Consider the following 20,290-nt stretch of genomic DNA (forward strand, 5'->3'; position numbering starts at 1 on the left):
TTCACCGGCTCCTTGTCTCCCAAAGGCGGCGCCCGGACGAGAACCCAAAGGACACGAGAGCTTGCACTGCCAGCGCGGCAAGGCCGAACGGGAGGGCCAGTGCTAGCGCGCCAAATTTGCGTTTGGCGATGGCGTATTGGCCAGCCGTGCGCAGCTCGGTCCGCAAGGTACGAAGCCCTTGCCAGTCGCGCCGGCGCCAGGTCGAGCTGAGCCAGCGCAGGATGAAGGTCGTGCGGGTATCGGGCCGCAGGATATACTTGGCATAAAAGCTGCCGCGGCCGCGATCATACGAGTTGAGCAGCGCCGGCACGTCCGCATCGACGCGGCCATGATCGTGCTGCACGGTGGGGCGGGGGTCGAAGCAGGCGTCGAATCCGGCCCACAGCACCGCGGTCACCGCATCAATGTCCTCGCAGGGAAAGCGCGTGCCCGCGCCGAGATCGGGATCGATGCCGCCGATCGCCTGCAGCGCCTCGCGCCGAAATGCAAGATTTGCACCTTGCAGCGTCCCCGCCCTGACAAAAGTCCGCTTGGGGTAGACCCGCGGCGCTGTGCTTTCCTCGATCGTGATCCTGGCGTGGTTCGGATTGTGGAGCAGGATGCGGCCTCCGATCACGCCCGCGCCGGGATGATCGGCAAACGCCGCGAGGATCGCATCAACATAGTCGGGCGCAGGATAGCAGTCGTCGTCAGTAAAGGCGACAATTCTGCCACGGGCGTTTTCCCAGCCGAGATTGCGGGCAGCGCCGAGTCCGATCCGCTCGCACAGGGTCTGTCTCGACACCGGGTCGTTGGCGAATGCGCGCTGCAGCACGGCCGCTGTATCGTCGGTGGACGCGTTGTCGACCCAGATTACCTCGTAGGCCTTATCGGTGCGTAACGCCTGCAGGGCGCCCAGCGTCCCCGACAGACGGCGCGCACGGTTGCGCGTGCAGATGACGATCGATACGTCGATCTCTCTGGTTGGATCGGTGTCCGCAATCGGGTCCTGCGCCCGTCGCGGGGCAGGGAGGCTGACCTCGATAGTGTCGGAAGCGGTCCCGCTACAGACTGGCATGTGTATCGTACCATCCGGGCAGCGAACCGCGGTGACCTGTGCCGAGCTTGTAGACCGCCTTGAACGGCAAGGCCAAAACGGGAAACTTGGCGAGCAGGGAGTCGTCGCCGAAGTAGCGATAATCCCGGAATATCGATTGGTAGCGGCGGATGATGCCGTCAAAGTCCAACCATTGACTGCCGAGGTCATCGCCAAACGGACCGGAAGCGCCGCCCTCGAAGACATGCGCGACATTTGAGCCGTCGAGCGCCGTGGTGTCGACCCGCGATCCAGGAATTCGCTGCTGCTGCACTGCCTTGAACTTCCGATAGCCAAGGTCGCGCAAGAGGCCGAGCTGGATCTCCACCTCGTCGAAGTCGACCTTGTCGGATTCGACCGAGATGTATTGAGGGCGATTGGGTTGCTGCTTCAGTTCCTCCAACACCAGATGATCGGCGCCCTCGACGTCGACCTTGAGAAAATACGGCACGCCGCAGGAGCGGTAGACATCGGCAACGTCGACGCGAGGCAGCACGACGCATTCGCTCTTGTGGCCCAGTTTCTCGGTGCGCTCGGCTCTGTTCCTGTTGATGGTGGAGAGGACGGAGTCCGAATTCATGTAGAAAGGGATGGCGGGTCCCTCGGACGCCGGTGCGATGGCGCCCTCGATGATCCGCAACTGCCCGTTCGCGACCTCGTTGCGAAATCGCGAACGGCAATGCTGCACGAGCTCCGGATTGGCCTCTATCCCAAGAACCTTGAAGCCCTTCTTGAGATAAAAGGCGGCATCCTCGCCCTTGTGCAGGCCAACGTCGTAAATCAGGTCTGCAATCATTGCGAAGCTCCTATCGGTTGCCCATCAAGTCTTCAAAATGATTGTTGGCCCAGCTCCGCGCGAACGTTCTCCTGTCTCGTGAGCCCGGCCGGTCGGGCCGCCCGTCAGGCGGCGGCCCTGATATTGCTGCGGACCTGGCGTTCGATCCATTCATAGGTCTTCTCCAGACCGGAACGGAGTGTCGCGGACGGCTTCCAACCGAGCTTCTGGCCAATCAGACGGTTGTCCGAGTTGCGGCCGCGCACGCCGAGCGGACCCGGAATGTGCTTCTTGATCACCTTCTTCCCGGCGATGTCGGACACCAGATCGACAAGCTGGTTGATTGTGACCATCTCCTCCGAGCCGACATTGACCGGACCTTCGAAGTCCGACCGGGTCAGGCGAATGGTGCCTTCCAGGCACTCATCGATATAGAGGAACGAGCGCGTCTGGGTGCCGTCGCCCCAGATCTCGACCTCGCCATGACTGGCGGCCTGGGCAACCTTGCGACACACCGCGGCGGGCGCCTTCTCCTTGCCACCCTCCCAGGTGCCCTCGGGCCCGAAGATGTTGTGATAGCGCGCGACGCGGTTCCGCATGCCATGGTTGCGGTTGTAGGCGAGATATAATCTCTCCGAAAACAGCTTTTCCCAGCCATATTCGCTGTCGGGCGCTGCCGGATAGGCCGAATCTTCGGCGCAATTCGGATTGTCGGGGTCCTTCTGGTTATATTCCGGATACATGCAGGCCGACGACGAATAGAACATGCCGCGCACGTTCCGCTTCTGGCAGGCATCGAGCATGTTGAGGTTGATGGTTGCCGAATTATGCATCACGTCGGCATCATGTTCGCCGGTGAAGATGTAGCCGGCGCCGCCCATGTCGGCCGCGAGCTGATAGACCTCGTCGAACTTGCGATCGGTGATCTGTCTGCAGAAACTCTGGTCGCGAAGATCGCCAACTACGAAATCATCCGCCTCAGTCTCCGCGAATGGTGGAAATTTCAGGTCGACACCGCGCACCCAGAAGCCTTCACGCTTCAGTCGCTTGACCAGGTGCCCGCCAATGAAGCCACCCGCGCCGCAGACGAGCGCGGTGGACATGTTCTTCGTCGCCATTAGATTTTCCTTTCCACAGTTCCCGAACCGATTGCATAGTCAAATACTGTTTCAAATCGGTCCGTCACCGATTTGATGTCGTAGTTTTCGAGCGCAAACGACCTTGCTTTGGCGGCTGCATCTGCTCTCAAGACTTCATCATCGAGAAGCCGCAACGCCGCTTCCAGGAAGGCCGCCTGATCCACGGGATCGACGACTAATCCGGCGCCATTGCGGCGAACCAGATCGGAAGCGAGATTTTCCTGCGGCGCGGCAAGCAGCACTGGACGTCCGGCGCAGAAATAGGATTGCACCTTTGAGGGCACTGAGAATATTCCTGCCTCCGGTTCGATCGTCGCAACCGCGACGTCGGCGGTAGCGAGCACCATCGGGAGATCCTCGAAAGGTTGCAGCGGCAGCAGGACGAGATTGTCCAGTCCGAGCTCGGCCTTGGCCTGCTCGAGATGGGTGACGCCAACGCCCTGGCTGACGGTCACGACATTGGCGCGCCCTTTCACCATCTTGGCGAGTTGCACCAACAGATCGGGATTGTGCTTCAGCCCGAGCGTTCCCGAATAGAGAAAGTTGAACGAATCGTGCAGCCCGTGACGGCGGGCCCAGGCGTTGTCCTTGGGGTGAGGTGCGATGTCATTCAACGCACCCCAGTTCTCGATCACAAAGACGTTGTCTTCGGTGCCGGTCCACTTGCTTGCAAGCGGCGAGAACGCGTTTGTGATAACGACGACCGCATCGGAACTCTGAAACTGGCGTCGCTCAAGAAACCGATAGTAGGCTCCGACCATGGCACCGGGCGGCCCCAGCTTCTTGCGCAACAGCTGCGAGACGGCAACGCTGTAGAAGTCCTGAACCCAGAACACGAACTTCGAGCCGGTCTGCTTGCACGCGTTGACGATGGCCGATTGCGCTTCCGTCGGCGTATTGCCCGATATCACGATGTCCGGCTTGTCCGAATGCACCAATTTCGCAACCGCCTTGCCGTAGGCGACGTCGTCGAATCGGCGGCGAACGAAAGACGCCTTGTCGTAGGGACGTGACAGCTTGACGCCGGTAAAGGAGAGATGGGCGGGATCGGCAGCCGATCTCGCCAGCTTGCCTTTTGGGCCGAGATCGCCGTGGAAGTAGGCATGGCTGACTTCATGCCCCCGGAAAGCCAGTTCGCGGCTGAGATCGACCTGGAACGGGTGGCCCGCGTAGTCGTGCACAAAGATCTTCACAACCGCACCGCCAATCCCGCAACCGGCACGTGACCGTCACTAAGATGCTCGCAGCGCAGGATCGTTCGACGCATGTCGGTGGATCGAAGCTGTCTGTCGTCGGTTTGCATTATCCTCAATTTCGAACCTTGTTGAACGCGACGCAACCTGGCGTGCCTGTGGGCTTCATGTTTCGGAGGCACTCTGCTCGAATACTCGACAACAGCTGAGTGAGGCATGATCGCGGCTTCTATTCGACGACTAAGAAGATCTTGTGTCGGTGTGAATTCAAAATCGATGCCAAGTGACGGCAACGGCGAGCGACCGCAACACGCGTGCTCAAAATTCGTCGAGGCATGCGTCCTTGCCTCAAAGCGGCCACATAAGGAGTGCCTACGCGTCGGTGGCTTGATCCCGCGTTCGCGCCGCACATTATATCGTCTTGCTCTCGTCGCCCGGTTGCACTGAGGTTGACGCGTGCAGTGCGCCTTTCGAATAGATCGTTCCTTGGGGGTCCTATGTCATCTAGGTGCGTTGTTGTGGCCCTGGCCGGATGGCTGGCTGGATGTCATGCAGCCTTCGCTGATCCCATGACGCTGGATTTCTCCTGGGGGGGAGAGAAGGGTTGCGTCTCGCTGTTCCCGAATCCGGAGTTTCATCTCCGCAATGTTCCCGCAGGTGCCAAGCGCCTGTCGCTGACGCTGACTAAGGGCGCCAGGGAGATGGGCGGGCAGGAATTACCCATTCCCCAGAATGGCATATTGCCGTCTGGAACCTTTCGAACTTTCGCACCGTGCAACCCGGGCGTGTACCAATGGACGGCGCAGGCCAAGTCGGCGACCGGAGAGGTTTTGTCCGAGGCGCGCAAGGCGCGCTACTATCCCTCGGATGAGCTTGCACAGCACTAACCTTGAACTCCCGCGACCGGTCGGATGACATCGCTGGATCGTCGGGAACCGCTCGGGAATGTGCCTGTCGCCATTTTCTTCACACGCTGGATTGATGCGCTCATGCGCGAGCCGCCACATTGTCGCCGCTTGACGGAACCTGTTGACGGAACTTGTTGACGGAACTTTGCAGCCGCAATTGCAGGCGTGAATATGCTCATCCAGAGGCACATGTGTGCGCAGTGATGCGGCAAGCGTGTTGTCGTCGCAACTGACATGGTGGAACTTCGATGGGCGGGCGCCGACGACATAGCGTGCAGCCCTGCACAATATTCGCGCCGTAAACGCCGCGAATGTGAGCCGGAGTGTCCGTAGTGCATGGTGGCGTGCGTTCATCGTGAAGAAGCCGCATTTTGAACCGATAGGTTGGCGGTCAACCGGAAACACTGCCGCGCCACATTGAAGGAAAACATTGCGCGACGAGTGATGCCAATCCGATTTCGGCGGCAGACAATCGAGTTTTTAGCGTGCTCCCAGTTTCCGAAGGCCATGCCGTCATGATGTATGTGCGCGATAGCCTCTCGTCGTTGCGATCGTGTCGCCGACTTGCATGGCCGATCACCTGTTGCATCAGAAAGCCGAGCTGTTACCACGCCGGAGAGTGGGCATGACCAGGACAGTACTGGTCACCGGCGGTGCGGGATATGTGGGCTCCCATTGCTGCAAGGCGTTCGCCAGCGCAGGCTGGAATGTTGTGACGCTCGACAACCTCTCGCGCGGGTGGCGTGACGCGGTGCGTTGGGGGCCATTGGTGGAATGCGATGTTCGCGATCCACTCGCGGTGCGGGAAGCGCTGGAGACGCACGGGCCGGATCTGGTCGCGCATTTCGCCGCGTTTGCCTATGTGGGCGAGTCAGTCGAAAATCCGGCGATCTACTACGAGAACAACACCGCCGGCACGCTTGCGCTGCTGAACGCGATGCGTGCAACAGGGTGTCGTCACATACTGTTCTCCAGCACCTGCGCCAGTTACGGTATCCCCCTGCACGTCCCGATCGATGAAAGTCATCCGCAGGCACCGATCAACCCCTATGGCTGGTCGAAGATGATCATCGAGCGGATGCTGGAGGATTTTGGTCGGGCTTACGGAATCGGATCGGTGTCCTTGCGCTATTTCAATGCGGCCGGTGCCGATCCTGACGGTGAAATTGGCGAGCGGCATGATCCCGAAACTCACGCTATCCCGCTTGCGATCGAAGCTGCGCGCCGTACCGATCGGCCGTTTACGATACTTGGCACGGATTTTCCGACGGCGGACGGCAGCGCCATCAGGGACTACATCCACGTCAACGATCTGGCGCGAGCCCACGTGCTTGCAGGCGAAATGCTGCTCGAGCGGCGTGGCACCCATGTGTTCAATCTGGGAACCGGCGTCGGCACCAGCGTGCTTGAATTGATCGAGGCGGTGAAGCGCGCCGCCGGGCGAGAGCCGGTCGTGCGCCGTGGCGAGCGCCGGGCAGGCGATCCCGCGAGGCTCGTCGCATCGTTCGCGAAGGCCGAGCGAGAGCTCGGCTGGCGGCCGCAGCAATCCGATATCGACTTCATCATCAAGACTGCACTTGAGTGGCGAGATCGCCATCCGCCGGCCTGACGCAACAACGACATGACCATGCTCCCTTCTATCGCAGACCTGCCGCTAGGCGAGGGGGTCACGCATGTCGCGGTGACGTCGCCAGCGGACATTGTCGGAGCTGGATTGCGCGACGGCATGACCGTGTTCTGGCACGGCGACCGACCGATCGGTCACGTGCTGATGCATGAGGGATGGCAGATCGGCACGCATATCGATCACATCGACGCCGACTTTATCCCGGCTATCGGGCACGAGCTGCAGAGACAAGTCAGGCCGACTGTCTCCGCAAGCGTGGTGATCTGTACGCGGGACCGGCCGGATCAACTCGCCGCATGCCTTGCGTCATTGCCACGGCAAAGCTACCGGCCGCGCGAGATCATCGTTGTCGATAATGCGTCATCGGATCCGCGCACGCACGATGTCGCGTTGGCGGCGGGAGTGATCTACATACGCGAAGACAGGCCTGGGCTCGATATCGCCCGTAATGCAGGCGTGCTTCGCGCAACCGGCGACATCGTGGCCTTCACCGACGACGATGTCTTGCTTCATCCGAAGTGGCTGGAGCGGCTGGTGGCGGCATTCGATCGGCCGCAAGTCGCCGCCGTGACCGGGCTCGTCCTTCCGGCAGAACTCGCGACCGAGGCGCAGCGTCACTTCGAGACCTATTGGGGATTTGGCAAGGGCTATTTGGAGCGCGACTTCGACAGTTCCAGCTTCAAGTCGCATCGCAGGGACGCGTTTCCGGCGTGGGAAATCGGTGCTGGGGCCAGCATGGCGTTTCGCCGCGACGTGTTCGAGCGGATCGGTTTGTTCGACGAACGTCTCGACGTCGGCCAGGCCGGATGTTCCGGCGATTCGGAATATTGGTACCGGCTACTCGCAAACGGGTACACCTGCCGCTACGCGCCGTCCTCCGTTGCGTTCCACTCTCATCGACGCACGATCGAGGGGCTCGCGAGCCAGATCTTTTACTACATGCGGGGCCATGTCGCGGCGCTGCTGGTCCAACATGAGCGAACAGCTCTCCAGGGGAACCGGGTGCGTGCGTATCTGTATCTTCCGACATGGTATGCTTACCGACTGCTTCGCAGGGCGATCGGTCGCAAGCGTATCGCCGACCGTTTCCTCAAGGAGGAGATCGCCGGCTGTGCGTCAGGATTCCGCTTCTATCACGGCAAGGGGAAGCGCGAATGACGGCCGGTTCACCTACCTCGATCGTAATCCCCTCGCGCGATGCCGAGCAGACCATCGCTAGAACGCTCGACAGCCTGTTGGCCCAAACCGATCCAGGATGGGAAGCGCTGATCGTTGACGACGGCTCCGTGGATGCAACGCCGGCAATCGTTGCCGGATATGCTGCGCGGGACCCCCGCTTCATTCTGCTTCGATCTGACGGACGGGGTGTATCGGCGGCTCGCAATGTCGGCCTATCCAGCGCAAACGGCGAACGGATGCTGTTTCTCGACAGCGACGATTGGATGGACCCGCAATTTCTGATCAAGATGAACGCTGCGATGGACGGCGATCCCTCGGCGATCGCCGCTTGCTGCGATCATTGTCGCGTGATGCCTGATGGCGGCCAAACGCCTCGCTATAGCAATGCAGCGGTTGCGGCCAATCCATTCGAAGCGTTCGCGCGCAGTTGTCCCGTCGCGGTTCACAGCGTTCTTGTCAAAAGAAGCGCAGTCGTGGGCGTTGGCGGCTTTGACGCCAATCTTCGTACCTGCGAGGAATGGGATCTCTGGCAGCGGATTGCGCGAACCGGCGGCAACTGGATTCATGTCGATGAGCTGCTCAGCTACTATTGGTCGAGCGAGCATTCGCTGTCCGGCAACGTCCAGCAGATGCTGGCTGACGGGACCGCCGTTATTGCGCGAGGATTTTCCACCGACCAGCGGGTGAAGAAGCCGGCGGTGGAACATCGGAACGGAGCATCTTGTGCCGGCGGCAGGCCGCAGGCGGCAGCGCAGGCCTATTTTGCACTTTGGTGCTGGGGCATTGATTGCGGGCGCGGAAGGGAGAACCGCCTTTCCAGAGAGGTGCTTGCCGAGATACCGCAATCGGCCACCGCGGTGGATCAGATCGCCTTTTGCCTGCTCGACGCAATCTCGGTGGGGGCTCGTGCAACGCCGGAGAGACTGGCCGGTCGCTGGCCGCAATTCGGCGCCCGTGTGACCAAGCTGATCACTGCAATCGGAAAGGTCTGGAATGACCCGGGCGAAGCCCGAAGGACCCAGTATCGATTCGAGCGCGTGCTGCTCGACTATGATGACCTGTCGGCGCCGCGCGAGCTCGCCTTGACGGTGGGTCTCCGCGTCGACCTTCGGCAACTTCCGACGTTTTGTCCGCCCCAACATGTGGACCGGCTCTACGCCTACATTTGCGATGGACCGCAAGTCCTGGCTTTGCTCGATGTCGGATTGCTCGGGGCGGTGGATTTCGAGTTCTGGGTGAAGCTGGTTCGCGCACACCTTGCGCACCTGCCGGTACGGATGGGCAGGCGATGGCGACTTCGACATCTGAGCCGGCTCGCCAAGGTGATAGAGCGAATAGGGCGACTTGCGCGGGGAGGGCCCGATAGCCACCAGCATCGGCTGCAGGTGTTGCAGGGCCGCATGTCCGGCGAAGTCAGACCGCGGTTTGCGTCAAGCGTGCCCGTTCCGGACAAAGGCGAGAGCCATGCGCTTGAAGCAGGTCCACGCGACGTTGGACGCGAGTTGTTCTGGGAAAGGTTCTTCGAGAGGGAAGATCCGTGGAACTACAGCTCGCCCTACGAGCAGGAGAAGTACCGGCGGCAACTGGAACTGTTGCCGCCTGAGCGGCCGGAACGTGCGATCGAGCTGGCGTGCGCGGAAGGGCATTTTAGTCGGCAACTGGCGCCAAGGATCGGACACCTCACGGCATCCGATATTTCATCGACCGCGCTGGAGCGGGCGCGCATGCGTTGCCAAGGGATCCGCAATGTGGATTTCGCCAAGCTTGATCTGTCGGCCGACCGTCTCCCCGATTCGATGGATCTCATCTGCTGCTCCGAGGCGCTCTACTACCTGGACGACGAAGCCGAACTGGCGGGTGTCGTGCAACGAATTGCGCAGGCCTTGCGTCCCGGCGGTCATCTCATCTCGGCTCATAGTTACGTCCTGAAGGACGACACCTCTCGTACCGGATTTGATTGGGAAAGTCCGTACGGGGCCGAGACGATTGCACGGGTGATGGCGCGGTTGCCCGAGCTTGCGCTTGAGGCATCGATGCAGACCGAGCTCTATCGCGTCGATCGCTACAAGCGCCTTGCGCCCGGCGAGATGAGGCCCGACCCGCAGGTGACGACCGCCGGGATCGATGCACCGATCGAAAGCGAGGTTGCGCGGTTTGTCGTGCGGCATGGCGCCGTCAGGCGGCGATCGGAGGTCCGGCAATCGGAGCGGCGCTCGCACGTTCCGGTCTTGATGTACCATCGAATCGCAACCGATGGGCCGGAGCAGCTTGCGCGCTATCGCGTCGATCCGGATCTCTTTGCGGACCAGATGCTGTGGCTGCGGAGAAATGGCTACCACACGATCAACTCGGAACAGCTCGCATGGTTTGTTGCCAACAACTACCCCTTTGAGGGCAGGCCGCTGCTGATCACATTCGACGATGGATATCAGGACTTTGCCGAACAGGCGTGGCCCATACTGAAATCCAATGACCTTTCCGCGGAGGTGTTCATCGTCACCGATCTGGTTGGCGCGCGGGCCGAATGGGATGCATCGTTCGGAACGCCGGCACCGCTGATGGATGTCGACAGGATCATCGCACTTGCCGGAGAAGGTGCGATGTTTGGCAGCCACCTCGCACGCCATCCACGAAGCGACAGGCTTTCAAGCGCAGAACTCGCCGAGGAACTGTTGCGATCCCGCATACAGCTGGAGACCTGGCTGGAGCGACCGATGACGTCGCTTGCGGCTCCATTTGGATGCACCGACCAGCGGCTTCGAATTCTCGCGGCGGAGTGCGGCTATAAGGCGATATTCAACACGGTCGACCGGGCTGCCGGGTTGCAGGATGATCTACTCGACCTTCCGCGCATCGAGGTGAGAGGCGACCATGGTCTGGAGGCGTTTGTGCACTGCTTGGAGCAGTATCAATGAGTACAAATGCGTGCCTGGTCAGTGTCGTCATTCCAGCGTTCAACGCCGAAGCGACGATCGATGAGACGCTTCGCAGCGTCCGGTCGCAATCGCACGATCAGCTTGAGATCATCGTAGTGGACGATGGATCCACCGACGACACGCTTGCGGTCGCGGAGCGGCATGCGGATCGCGATGCGCGCATTACGATCATCAGGCAGGACAACGCCGGCGTCGCGGCCGCTCGCAACGCCGGCTGGCAGGCCGCGCGTGCGGAGTTCATCGCGTTCATCGATGCCGACGATCTGTGGACGCCGGGCAAGGTCGAACGGCAGCTCCAGGCCATGATCGACGGGGGGGAGCGAACAGGTCTCGTCTATAGCTGGTACGCCTGGATCGATGCCAAGAGCCGCGTGAGCGTTAAGTCCGATCCGGTGTTTCATGCTGGCGAGGTGCTGGATTATTTGTTCGAGGGCAACTTCATCGGTAACGGAAGTGCGGCGATGGTTCGCAGGGAAGCCCTGATCACGGCACGCGGATTCGAGAGTGGCCTCCGGGCGTCGGGTGCTCAGGGCTGCGAAGATCTGCTGTTCTATTGCCGCGTCGCGGAATCCTATCGCTTCGCGGTGGTGCCGGAATATCAGATCGGTTACCGCTACCTGCCGAACAACATGTCCAGCGACATGACGCGCATGTTCCGCTCCTGGATGCTGGTCGCCGAGGAGATGGCGGCCCGGCATCCCGATCGCGCCGCCTTGCTGGACCGCGGAGTCAGCAACTACGCCCGGTGGCTGCTTCGCAGAGCGCTGGCCGGCGGCCGCTTGCAGTACTTTGTATCGGTCCTCCTGCTGCTATTCCGACGGAACCCGTCACTGGCTGTCAGGGTGGCAGCGCTTGGCCTGCCGCGGGATATCGTCTCCGCGACATGGTGGACGTTCCTCAGCCTGCGACACAGAGAGCTCCGACGGCCCTTGCCGTCGTTCTTGATCGGCGACCCCAGTCAATCCTGATGGCAGAAAACACGGACGACATGAAGAGGCCGAGAGCCGCGCGGCGCGCGGCACTGGCCGAATTGTGGCGGCTGCTCAAGGTGGCCCCGCTGCCGCGTTGGGCTACGCCGCTGCTGATCGCGCTTGGCGTGGCTTCATCGCTGGCGGAGACCGTCGGGATAACGCTCGTGTTGCTCTTCTTCTACCTCGCCATGGGCCAGGTCGAGCTCGCGACGTCGACGAGCGGCGTGTTGGGCGATGCGCTTCGGCATGCGACCGGCTGGTTTCACAGCTCGACTGAAACCGCTCTGGTGGTACTTCTCCTCATCATAGTGCGTGGCGCGCTGGCCTTCGCCAATACGCTGATCAGCGCACATGTCGGCGAGCAGATCAACGAAGTCGCCCGCAACCGCGTCCATCTGCAGTATCTGTCGACCTCATACTCGTTCTTTCAGCGCCATGATGAGGCCTACCTGATGGAGGTCCTCGGGACCGAAACATGGTTGATCTCCGGGGCGTACAGCAGCCTTACCCGGATCATCGTCAGCTCCTGTTCGATCTTTCTCTTCCTGTCGTTTCTCCTTGCGCTCTCGGTGAAGATTACGGTGATGGCTGTCGCAGCTTCGATGGTCGTGTCGGCCGGGATGCGTCATCTTTCCAGGCCGATGCAGCAGCTGGGCAGCGGAGTGAAGCTGGTTCATCAGAGACTGGGAGAGCACATGCTGATGACGCTTCAGGGCATGCGGACGATCCGTGCCTATGGCCAGGAGAAGGTGCATCAGGAGCGCTTCGAGGGCGCGTCTGCGGAAGCGCGCCGGGTCGCGCTGGGACTTGCCCGTCTATCAGCGTTGGTGTCTCCGCTTACGGAAGTCGGATATCTCGTGGTGCTTTGCCTTGTCATCGCGTCCGCCAACATGTGGGGAATCGGATTCGCTACCAGTCTTACCGCGGTTGCCTTGCTCTACCGACTGCAGCCGCATATGCGCGAGCTGGAGACAAGCCTGTTGTACATGGCGCAGATTGAACCGCAGTTGCGCTCCATCCGCCTCATGCTGGCGAAGGACGACAAGGAATATCCGAAGCCTGGACATCTCGCGATCAGCAGGCTGGTCGACAAGATCTCGTTCCGCAACGTGACCTTCCGGTACGATGCCCGATCCGATTCGGCGCTTCGCGACGTCTCCTTCGACATTCCGGTGGGCAAGATCACCGCGCTGGTCGGCGCGAGCGGGGCGGGCAAGACCACGATCGTGAATCTTCTGCTGGGTCTTTATTCGGCGACTGAGGGATGCATCCGGGTCGATGATCGTCCTATCGGGGATCTTCGCCGGACGGAATGGCTTGGCCTGCTCGCGATTGCCGGCCAGGACGTCGACCTTGTCGAAGGCACCGTGATCGACAACGTGCGCATGTCGAAGAACGACGCATCGGAGGAGGAGATTTTGGACGCGCTCCGCGTCGCGGGCATTTCGGAAATGGTCGAGGCGCTGCCCGACAAGTACAATTCCTGGATCGGGCAGCACGGCACCCGCTTTTCGGGTGGCCAGCGACAACGTCTTGGCCTGGCCCGCGCGATCGTGCGCAAGCCGGAGTTCCTGATCCTTGACGAGGCCATGAGCGCACTCGATCGTTCGTTGGAGGAGAGCGTCAAGCGCGCCATCCAGCAGCAGCTCAACGGGCGGACCTTGTTGCTCATTACCCACCGTCTGGAGTCGGTGCTCGACGCGGATCACGTGGTGTGCCTCGAGGCTGGCCGGGTTTGCGCGGAAGGAGCTCCGGCGAAGCTGCTTGCGGACTCCAGCAATGTCTTTTCCCGGAACCTTCGCGTGGGAACCGGCAGAGCCGGACATTGAGCTCGTCGTCGCGCAATCATTCAGCGCGGATCACCAGGGCTCGAGTATGCTGCAACCCCGCATATCGACGTGCCGCGATCACTTCCTCATCCGTAGTATCACGTCCGTAGTACCACGGATCAGATCAAAGCCGGGCGCTCGACTGCAGAACTGAGTGCGAGTTGAGCGCTTGTTGCACGCTGTTCCGCCGGAGGAACCTTCGCAGTCATTGCATATGAGTACGTGCATTCAGGCGCACACTTCAATTTGTCCTGAAGTTCGTAAACCGGCCTGAACTCTTTCGTGGTGCGTGGGGTGCAAAGGAGCACTGGCACCATCATGGCAATAAACCCAACCTACGCGAGCGTTATCGTCGGAACCTCTGGATCGGATGTTCTCTTCGGAGGCACCGGAAACGACCTTCTCACCGGCGGAGCCGGCAGCGACACCTTCGCAATCTCGAAGGGGTACGGCTCCGACACGATCAGCGACTTTCAGACCGGCGCCGGCGGTGACATCCTGCGTGTTCAGAACTACGGGTTTGCGAACTTCGCTGCCTTCGTCGCCGCTGCCAGGCAGGTGGGGTCCGACACGATCGTTACCCTGTCGAGCACCGAAACCCTGACGTTGCAGAATGTCGCACTGTCGTCGCTCGTCGCCTCCAACGTCGTCGTCGACAATCCGCTTCAGGGCAGCGCGTCGCCGAATACAGTGGCGCTCTCGGTCCAGGCCGGCGGCACGCTGACCGGCAGTGCGATGAACGACTCCCTGCAGGCGTACGGAGCCGGGGCCACGCTGATCGGAGGCGCGGGAGATGACAGCTACTTCATGTTCGACCACAACACCAAGGTCGTCGAACAGGCCGGCCAGGGCATCGATACCATCTACGACGGCATGGTCGACGGCTACAGCCTCGTCAATGCGCAGAAAGTCGAAAACCTGATTTTGGCGGGCAGCGATCCATCGCCTGCGACCGGCAACGATCTCGACAACATCATCGTCGGGAATGCCGGCAACAACGTCATGGATGGCGGCAAGGGCAACGACGTGCTCAACGGTGGCGGCGGCAGCGACACCTTTGTCATCGCCGTGGGCAACGGCAACGATATCATTAGCGGATTCGCAACCGGCGCCGGCGGCGACATCCTGCAACTCAACCGCACGGGCTTCCACACTCTGTCCGATGTCACCGCTGCGATGAAGCAGGTCGGCACCGATACCGTCCTTACGCTCAGCAGCGGCGAAACGATCAGGCTCAATAATACCAAGGTCGGGGATTTCACCGCGGCCAACGTCAATATCGTCACGCCGCGCACCGACCTGGTGCAGACCTTCAATGACGATTTCAGCACGCTCTCGGCGGGCCAGGACCCGCATCTGATATGGCGTACGAGCTATGCCTGGAGCGGCCCGGCAAGCTACTCGCTCGCAGGCGAGCAGCAGGTCTATGTCGATCCGAGCTTTTCGGGATTGCCGGGCAGCCAGGCGTCGGCGCCGCTCGGCCTCAACCCATTTTCGATCCAGGACGGCCATCTCGTCATCACCGCGCAGCCGCTGCCCGCGAGCGCTGCGCCCTATGTCGGCGGCCACCAGTTTTCGTCAGGGATGATCTCGACCCAGAACAGCTTCGCCCAGACCTACGGCTACTTTCAGATGACGGCCACGCTGTCCGGCACGCCCGGCGCGTGGCCCGCGTTCTGGATGCTGCCCACCAACCCGCACGGCCTCGACACCGAGCTCGACGTGCTCGAATCGCTTGGCACCCATCCCGATCAGTCGCATTGGGGTGCCCGATCCTCGACTGGTCCTGATCAGGGATTTTGGTCGAATACCGCCAACCTGACTGCTGGCCAGCACACGTTCGCGGTGGAATGGACGCCGTACACGCTGACCTTTTTCGTCGATGGCGCCGAGGTGGGGCAGATGGCCACGCCCTCCGACATGAACACGGCGATGTACATGATCGCCAACCTTGCGATCGGCGGGAGCTGGGCCGGCAATGCGGCCCCTGACGCGACGGCGAGCGTCACGATCGATTCGATCACTGCGTATCAGCTGCCGGAATACACGCTCGCAAATTACACGCTGCTCGCCAGCGGAGCGCCGACCAACACCCTCACCGGGACGGCGGGCGCAGACACCTTGACCGGTACATCGGGCAACGATCTGATCACCGGAGCAGGGGGCGCCGACACCATAAGCGGCGGAGCCGGCGACGACACCTATATCGTCGCCGACCCGAACGCTAAGGTCGTCGAAGCCGCTGGCGGTGGCATCGACACGATAAAGTCGTACGTCACCTACCAGCTTCCCAACTATGTCGAGAACCTGACGCTCACGGGCCCGGACGCTATCAACGCCACCGGCAACTGGCAGTCCAACATCATCATCGGCAATGATGCCGCGAACGTCATCACCGGCGGGCTAGGCAACGACATCCTGACTGGCGGCGGCGGCGCGGATACCTTCGTCTTCAATGCCGGCGACGGCTCGGACATCATCACCGATTTCAGCCCGGGCTCGGGGGCTGGACACGACGTCATCCAGCTCAACGGCTTTGCCTTCACCTCGTTCAGCGACATCCAGGCGGCGATGACCCAGGTCGGGAACGACGTCTATCTGGCGCTGACGAGCCAGGACACCCTTGTGTTCCGCAACACGACGATCTCGTCGCTGACCAGCGACGATTTCCAGCTTCCCGGTTCGCTTCCGGTCGGCGGCCTGATCACATCCTGGATCAACGGAAGCGTCGCCAGCCACACGATCTATGGCACTTCGGCCAACGACGATATCACGGCATTCAACGTCGACGACACGATGATCGGATGGAACGGGGACGACACCTATGTCGTCAACAATGCGAACCAGAAGATCGTCGAGAATCCCCGCGGGGGCATCGACAGTGTTGAAGCCTGGACCTCCTACGCCTTGCCGGACAACGTCGAAAACCTCACCATGATGATGGGCGGGCTCACCGGCACCGGCAATCTGCTGGCCAACCGCATCGTGGGCTCAAGCGGCGACGACGTGCTCAATGGTGGCGGCGGCAACGACTGGATTTCGGGAGGAGCGGGGAACGACACGTTCGTCTACACCCCCGGCAGCGGCGATGTCACGATCGCCGATTTCCACGCCCTGACCGGCACCAGTTCCGAGCACGACATGCTCTCGCTGAAGGGTTATGACGCCTCCGCCTACCTGACGAACGTCGGTGACGTCTGGACCGTCCACGATGCGAGAGGAACGGACACGCTGCGGCTGGTCGGCGTTACCCAGCTGACCGCGTCGGACGTCGCATTCGTCACTGACTGGAACACGCCGATGACGATGACGGGGCTGTCGGCTCCGACGGCCTCGTTCTCAGCCGATAGCGGTGTGACTGCCTCGGGCCTCACCGCAGCAAATCACCTGACTCTGACTGGAAGTGCCCAAGCCGGTGTCACAGTCGAAGTCTTTGATCAGGCAACATTCGTCGGCACCGCGGTCGCCGACGCATCCGGCGCCTGGTCGTTCGCGACGCCAACGCTGGCTGACGGCAGTCACGTCTTCACCATCCAGGCAGTGGATGCCATCGGAAATCCGAGCGGACCGTCCGCCGCGTTGAACGTCACGGTCGATACGCAGGCGCCCCTGGCTCCCAATCTGATCTCGGCGACGGTTGCCTCTGGCAGGATCACCGCGTCCGGCGCGGCGGAGGCCGGAAGCACTGTTAAATTGTATGACGGGACGGTTTTGCTCGGCACCACGGTCGCGGCATCCAACGGCACGTGGAGCGTCAGTACCGGTACGCTCGCCACCGGCGGACACATGCTCTCCGCAACCGCGACCGACGAGGTTGGCAATCGAAGCCCATCGTCCAATGTCCTGGTGGAGGTGATCGGTACGACGATCGAGGCGATCGGCACGACGTCATTCACCAGGGTCGGGAACAACTATTACATGTCGGTCGCCGACGCCGCGGTGCTGCTGAAGTACGCTGGTGCGGCGGTTACGGCCGGTCAGTTCGGTACGTGGTCGCCGGTGGCGGCAGAGGTGACCTCAAGCGGGTATGATGTGGCCTGGAAAGATTCCGCGAGCGGGCAGTACGCGGTCTGGACCACCGACCGCTATGGCAACTTCGTCTCCAAGATCCTGAACAATGTGTCGGGATCCAGTTCGTCGTTTCAGTCGATCGAGCCGGTTTTTCACCAGGACCTGAATGGCGATGGCGTGATCGGTATCCCGCCGCTCAGCTCGCCACCGGCCCCAAAAACCGCGATCGAAGCGTCCGGTGCAACCAGTCTGGACAAACTTGGCAGCAACTACTTGCTCGACGCGATTGGCGGCAGCCAGGGACCAACGTTGAAATACGGTGGTGCTGCGGTTGTCGCCGGGCAATTCGGCAGCTGGTCGCCGGTTGGCGCGGAAGCAACGTCGGGCGGCTACTACGTGGCCTGGAAGGACTCGGTCAGCGGCCAGTACTCGGTTTGGAGCACTGACAGTAACGGCAACTTCGCGTCCAAGATCATCAATAGCGTGTCTGGAGCCGACGCGTCACTCAAGTCACTCGAAACCGTCTTCCACCAGGACCTCAACGGCGATGGCGTGATCAACACCCCATCCACGGTCCTCGATATTTCCGGGAAGATTGTGCTGCCGTTGGGCAACATGAGCCAGTCGGTCATGATCGAAGCCGGGGCCAGCCTCGAATTGACCGGCGCCGTTTCCGGATCGATCACCTTCAATGCCGCCACCGGCACGCTGGTGCTCGATCACGCGTCGCAGTTTGGTGGAAAGCTGATCCACCTCAGCGGGGACAACACCCTATCCAATTCGAACCTGATCGACCTGAAGGACATCGCCTTCGGAACCGGAACGACCGCGTCCTATTCAGGAGATGCATCCGGCGGCGTGCTGACCGTGGTTGATGCCCAAAACCACACGGCGCGCCTTTCGCTGGTCGGCGATTACACTCATTCGACCTTCAATCTTTCGAACGATGGCACCGGCGGCACGCTGGTGATTGATCCGCCCAAGGATGGATCGGATCTCGGCTCGGTTTCGACGCCGCAACCGACATCGCTCCCACATGCTCCGGCGAGCGACAACTTTACCTTTGATCGTTTCGGCTCATCGGCAAGCGGGGCCGATTTCAGTTTTGAATCGGTCAACCACCCTGCGATGCTGCAGCTCGACAGCCACCTCCGGTCAGAGCAGCCTGCGACCGACCAAGTCGAGCTCCCCGTCGTTACGATATCGGCGGATACACATCTCGCGGAGTTTCACAACTTCATGCTTCACCACTAGGGCCTCCGACAAACGACGGTCGGACCTAGAGCATGATCCGGAAAAGTGTGAAGCGGTTTTCCCTCGCGACAAACGCGAAGCGTTTGCGCGGAGATCATGCTCAAACAAAGAGCTAAAGCGCGATGATGACTCAACCTAATCTCATCGCGCTTTAGGTCGAAAGCCCGGGGTCCGGTCGCGTCGCCGGGAATCCGGCGGCAATTTCCCAGATCTCCTGGAAAGGATCAGGGCTTCTTGCAGTCGGAGTAGAAGGTGCCGTTGGCCGTAACGATTCGCTCGATGCACTGCTTGGGATCGACGACTTCGCCGTCCACGGTGAAATCATAGGCCTGGTTCTTGACGATCAGCGCGTAGCGGCCGGGCGTCAGCTCAAACGCGGGATCTTCGCTGTGCAGCTCGTACATTTCCGGATTGTCGGGCAGCGGTGACACTCGAAACGGGAACGTGACGTTTCGTATGACCCAGCTATCGCCATCCTCGGGTCGTTTGCCTGCAACTTCGGCAGAGAATTCTCGCGCGATCCTGGCAATCACGCGAACCTCCGCGCGGTCCGAGATGTTGGTCGCCGCATCGCGGCGGAACACGATGAACCTGGGCTGTTTCTTCGACAGCATCGTGTGGCTCGGCGTTCTCAGCACCGGCGACACGGCGACGCGGATGTCCGGCGGGCGGGCAGGCAGTAGCTGCAATTCGGTCAGGGAATCGCCTTCGATCGCGTAGACTCCGTAATCCGTTGGTCGCAGCGGATTGGGCTTCGGGGGCGGGGACGGCGCGACGGCAGCGGTCGCGGGGATCGGCGCGCGCCCTTGGATGGAGATCGCGGCCGGTTCTTGCGCGTGCGACCGATCCTGCAGCCAGGACGCCAGCCGCTCCCTCTGCTGGATGACGCCCGCGGCCCCGCCCACGACGAGCAACACCGCGATGGTCCTCATGACGAGCGGCGAAAATGGGTAGCGGGCCCTTCCGCGTGCAGCAGGGGCAGGATCGATCGAAACGGCCGGCCGTGGTTGCCGAACCGGTCGGTCGAGGTCGCCGGCAGGGAGGCCGCGCGCCGCGCCGGAACCGTCTTCCAGTCTCGGAACCTGCGGTGGTGCGAGGGCGATCTGCTGCTTTGAAAACTCCTCGACGCCACGAATGGCGGCTTCGAGGGCAAGCTGCATCCGCTCGATGCTCTTTTCATCCAGGGAAGTGAACTGCTCGCGCAGCTTGTAACGGGCGAGATCGTAGACCGCTTGGCGCAGGTGGTCCGGGTTGTGTTCGACAGTGTCGATCATGCGGGCGATGACGAGCGCAAATTGCACCTCGTCGGAACCGTGATCCAACGGGCCATCATCGTTCCGCGCCAAGTCGTCTGAAGCCACCGCTTCCTGCCGGGTCGTTCTCTGCATGGTTG

The 20,290-nt window shown here is 61.5% G+C and carries 12 protein-coding genes; 7 read left to right on the top strand and 5 right to left on the bottom strand.

Annotation, left to right across the window (positions count from 1 at the left end; translation table 11 throughout):
* Window position 1: 1 nt before the first annotated feature.
* The 4 genes from CI41S_RS04405 to CI41S_RS04420 form a co-directional block, all read right to left on the bottom strand.
* Window positions 2–1,057, bottom strand: a complete 1,056-nt coding sequence (locus CI41S_RS04405) for a glycosyltransferase family 2 protein (protein ID WP_172627911.1) — start codon at window positions 1,055–1,057, stop codon at window positions 2–4.
* Window positions 1,044–1,871, bottom strand: coding sequence for an FkbM family methyltransferase (locus CI41S_RS04410; protein ID WP_139482385.1), 828 nt, complete (start codon window positions 1,869–1,871; stop codon window positions 1,044–1,046). The genes CI41S_RS04405 and CI41S_RS04410 overlap by 14 nt, the downstream gene beginning before the upstream one ends.
* Before the next feature lie 104 nt (window positions 1,872–1,975).
* Entirely contained in the window at window positions 1,976–2,968 is a 993-nt protein-coding gene (locus tag CI41S_RS04415; RefSeq protein WP_244622245.1) for an NAD-dependent epimerase/dehydratase family protein, read from the bottom strand.
* Complete coding sequence (locus CI41S_RS04420) at window positions 2,968–4,182, bottom strand: glycosyltransferase family 4 protein (protein WP_139857591.1); 1,215 nt, start codon at window positions 4,180–4,182, stop codon at window positions 2,968–2,970. Before CI41S_RS04420 ends, CI41S_RS04415 begins: the two co-directional genes overlap by 1 nt.
* 569 nt (window positions 4,183–4,751) lie before the next feature.
* Here CI41S_RS04420 and CI41S_RS04425 point away from each other — a divergent pair.
* The 7 genes from CI41S_RS04425 to CI41S_RS04455 all read left to right on the top strand — a co-directional run bounded on the left by CI41S_RS04425 (window position 4,752) and on the right by CI41S_RS04455 (window position 18,897).
* Window positions 4,752–5,069, top strand: a complete 318-nt coding sequence (locus tag CI41S_RS04425) for a hypothetical protein (RefSeq protein ID WP_139857592.1) — start codon at window positions 4,752–4,754, stop codon at window positions 5,067–5,069.
* Between the two features lie 646 nt (window positions 5,070–5,715).
* Window positions 5,716–6,699, top strand: coding sequence for a UDP-glucose 4-epimerase GalE (gene galE / locus CI41S_RS04430; RefSeq protein WP_139482388.1), 984 nt, complete (start codon window positions 5,716–5,718; stop codon window positions 6,697–6,699).
* A gap of 12 nt (window positions 6,700–6,711) precedes the next feature.
* Complete coding sequence (locus tag CI41S_RS04435; RefSeq protein WP_244626400.1) at window positions 6,712–7,875, top strand: glycosyltransferase family 2 protein; 1,164 nt, start codon at window positions 6,712–6,714, stop codon at window positions 7,873–7,875.
* Entirely contained in the window at window positions 7,872–10,811 is a 2,940-nt protein-coding gene (locus tag CI41S_RS04440; RefSeq protein ID WP_139857593.1) for a trifunctional glycosyltransferase/class I SAM-dependent methyltransferase/polysaccharide deacetylase, read from the top strand. Before CI41S_RS04435 ends, CI41S_RS04440 begins: the two co-directional genes overlap by 4 nt.
* Window positions 10,808–11,800 carry a glycosyltransferase family 2 protein gene (locus tag CI41S_RS04445; RefSeq protein WP_139857594.1) on the top strand — a complete coding sequence of 331 codons (993 nt, stop codon included), beginning with the start codon at window positions 10,808–10,810 and terminating at the stop codon, window positions 11,798–11,800. The genes CI41S_RS04440 and CI41S_RS04445 overlap by 4 nt, the downstream gene beginning before the upstream one ends.
* Window positions 11,800–13,632 carry an ABC transporter ATP-binding protein gene (locus CI41S_RS04450; protein WP_139857595.1) on the top strand — a complete coding sequence of 611 codons (1,833 nt, stop codon included), beginning with the start codon at window positions 11,800–11,802 and terminating at the stop codon, window positions 13,630–13,632. The genes CI41S_RS04445 and CI41S_RS04450 overlap by 1 nt, the downstream gene beginning before the upstream one ends.
* Before the next feature lie 318 nt (window positions 13,633–13,950).
* Entirely contained in the window at window positions 13,951–18,897 is a 4,947-nt protein-coding gene (locus CI41S_RS04455; RefSeq protein WP_139857596.1) for an Ig-like domain-containing protein, read from the top strand.
* 224 nt (window positions 18,898–19,121) lie between these two features.
* On the opposite strand, the gene CI41S_RS04460 is transcribed toward CI41S_RS04455, so the two are convergent.
* Window positions 19,122–20,285 carry a hypothetical protein gene (locus CI41S_RS04460; protein WP_139857597.1) on the bottom strand — a complete coding sequence of 388 codons (1,164 nt, stop codon included), beginning with the start codon at window positions 20,283–20,285 and terminating at the stop codon, window positions 19,122–19,124.
* Window positions 20,286–20,290 lie beyond the last annotated feature (5 nt).

Origin of the sequence: Bradyrhizobium ivorense, assembly GCF_900696085.1 — a bacterium.
Classification (GTDB): Bacteria; Pseudomonadota; Alphaproteobacteria; order Rhizobiales; family Xanthobacteraceae; genus Bradyrhizobium; species Bradyrhizobium ivorense.

Bases quoted from the DNA above. Each gene is read 5' to 3' on its own strand.
- galE (WP_139482388.1), top strand. From the start codon at position 5,716: ATGACCAGGACAGTACTGGTCACCGGCGGTGCGGGATATGTGGGCTCC.
- CI41S_RS04440 (WP_139857593.1), top strand. From the start codon at position 7,872: ATGACGGCCGGTTCACCTACCTCGATCGTAATCCCCTCGCGCGATGCC.
- CI41S_RS04450 (WP_139857595.1), top strand. From the start codon at position 11,800: ATGGCAGAAAACACGGACGACATGAAGAGGCCGAGAGCCGCGCGGCGC.
- CI41S_RS04455 (WP_139857596.1), top strand. From the start codon at position 13,951: ATGGCAATAAACCCAACCTACGCGAGCGTTATCGTCGGAACCTCTGGA.
- CI41S_RS04435 (WP_244626400.1), top strand. From the start codon at position 6,712: ATGACCATGCTCCCTTCTATCGCAGACCTGCCGCTAGGCGAGGGGGTC.
- CI41S_RS04405 (WP_172627911.1), bottom strand. From the start codon at position 1,057: ATGCCAGTCTGTAGCGGGACCGCTTCCGACACTATCGAGGTCAGCCTC.
- CI41S_RS04460 (WP_139857597.1), bottom strand. From the start codon at position 20,285: ATGCAGAGAACGACCCGGCAGGAAGCGGTGGCTTCAGACGACTTGGCG.
- CI41S_RS04445 (WP_139857594.1), top strand. From the start codon at position 10,808: ATGAGTACAAATGCGTGCCTGGTCAGTGTCGTCATTCCAGCGTTCAAC.
- CI41S_RS04410 (WP_139482385.1), bottom strand. From the start codon at position 1,871: ATGATTGCAGACCTGATTTACGACGTTGGCCTGCACAAGGGCGAGGAT.
- CI41S_RS04425 (WP_139857592.1), top strand. From the start codon at position 4,752: ATGACGCTGGATTTCTCCTGGGGGGGAGAGAAGGGTTGCGTCTCGCTG.
- CI41S_RS04415 (WP_244622245.1), bottom strand. From the start codon at position 2,968: ATGGCGACGAAGAACATGTCCACCGCGCTCGTCTGCGGCGCGGGTGGC.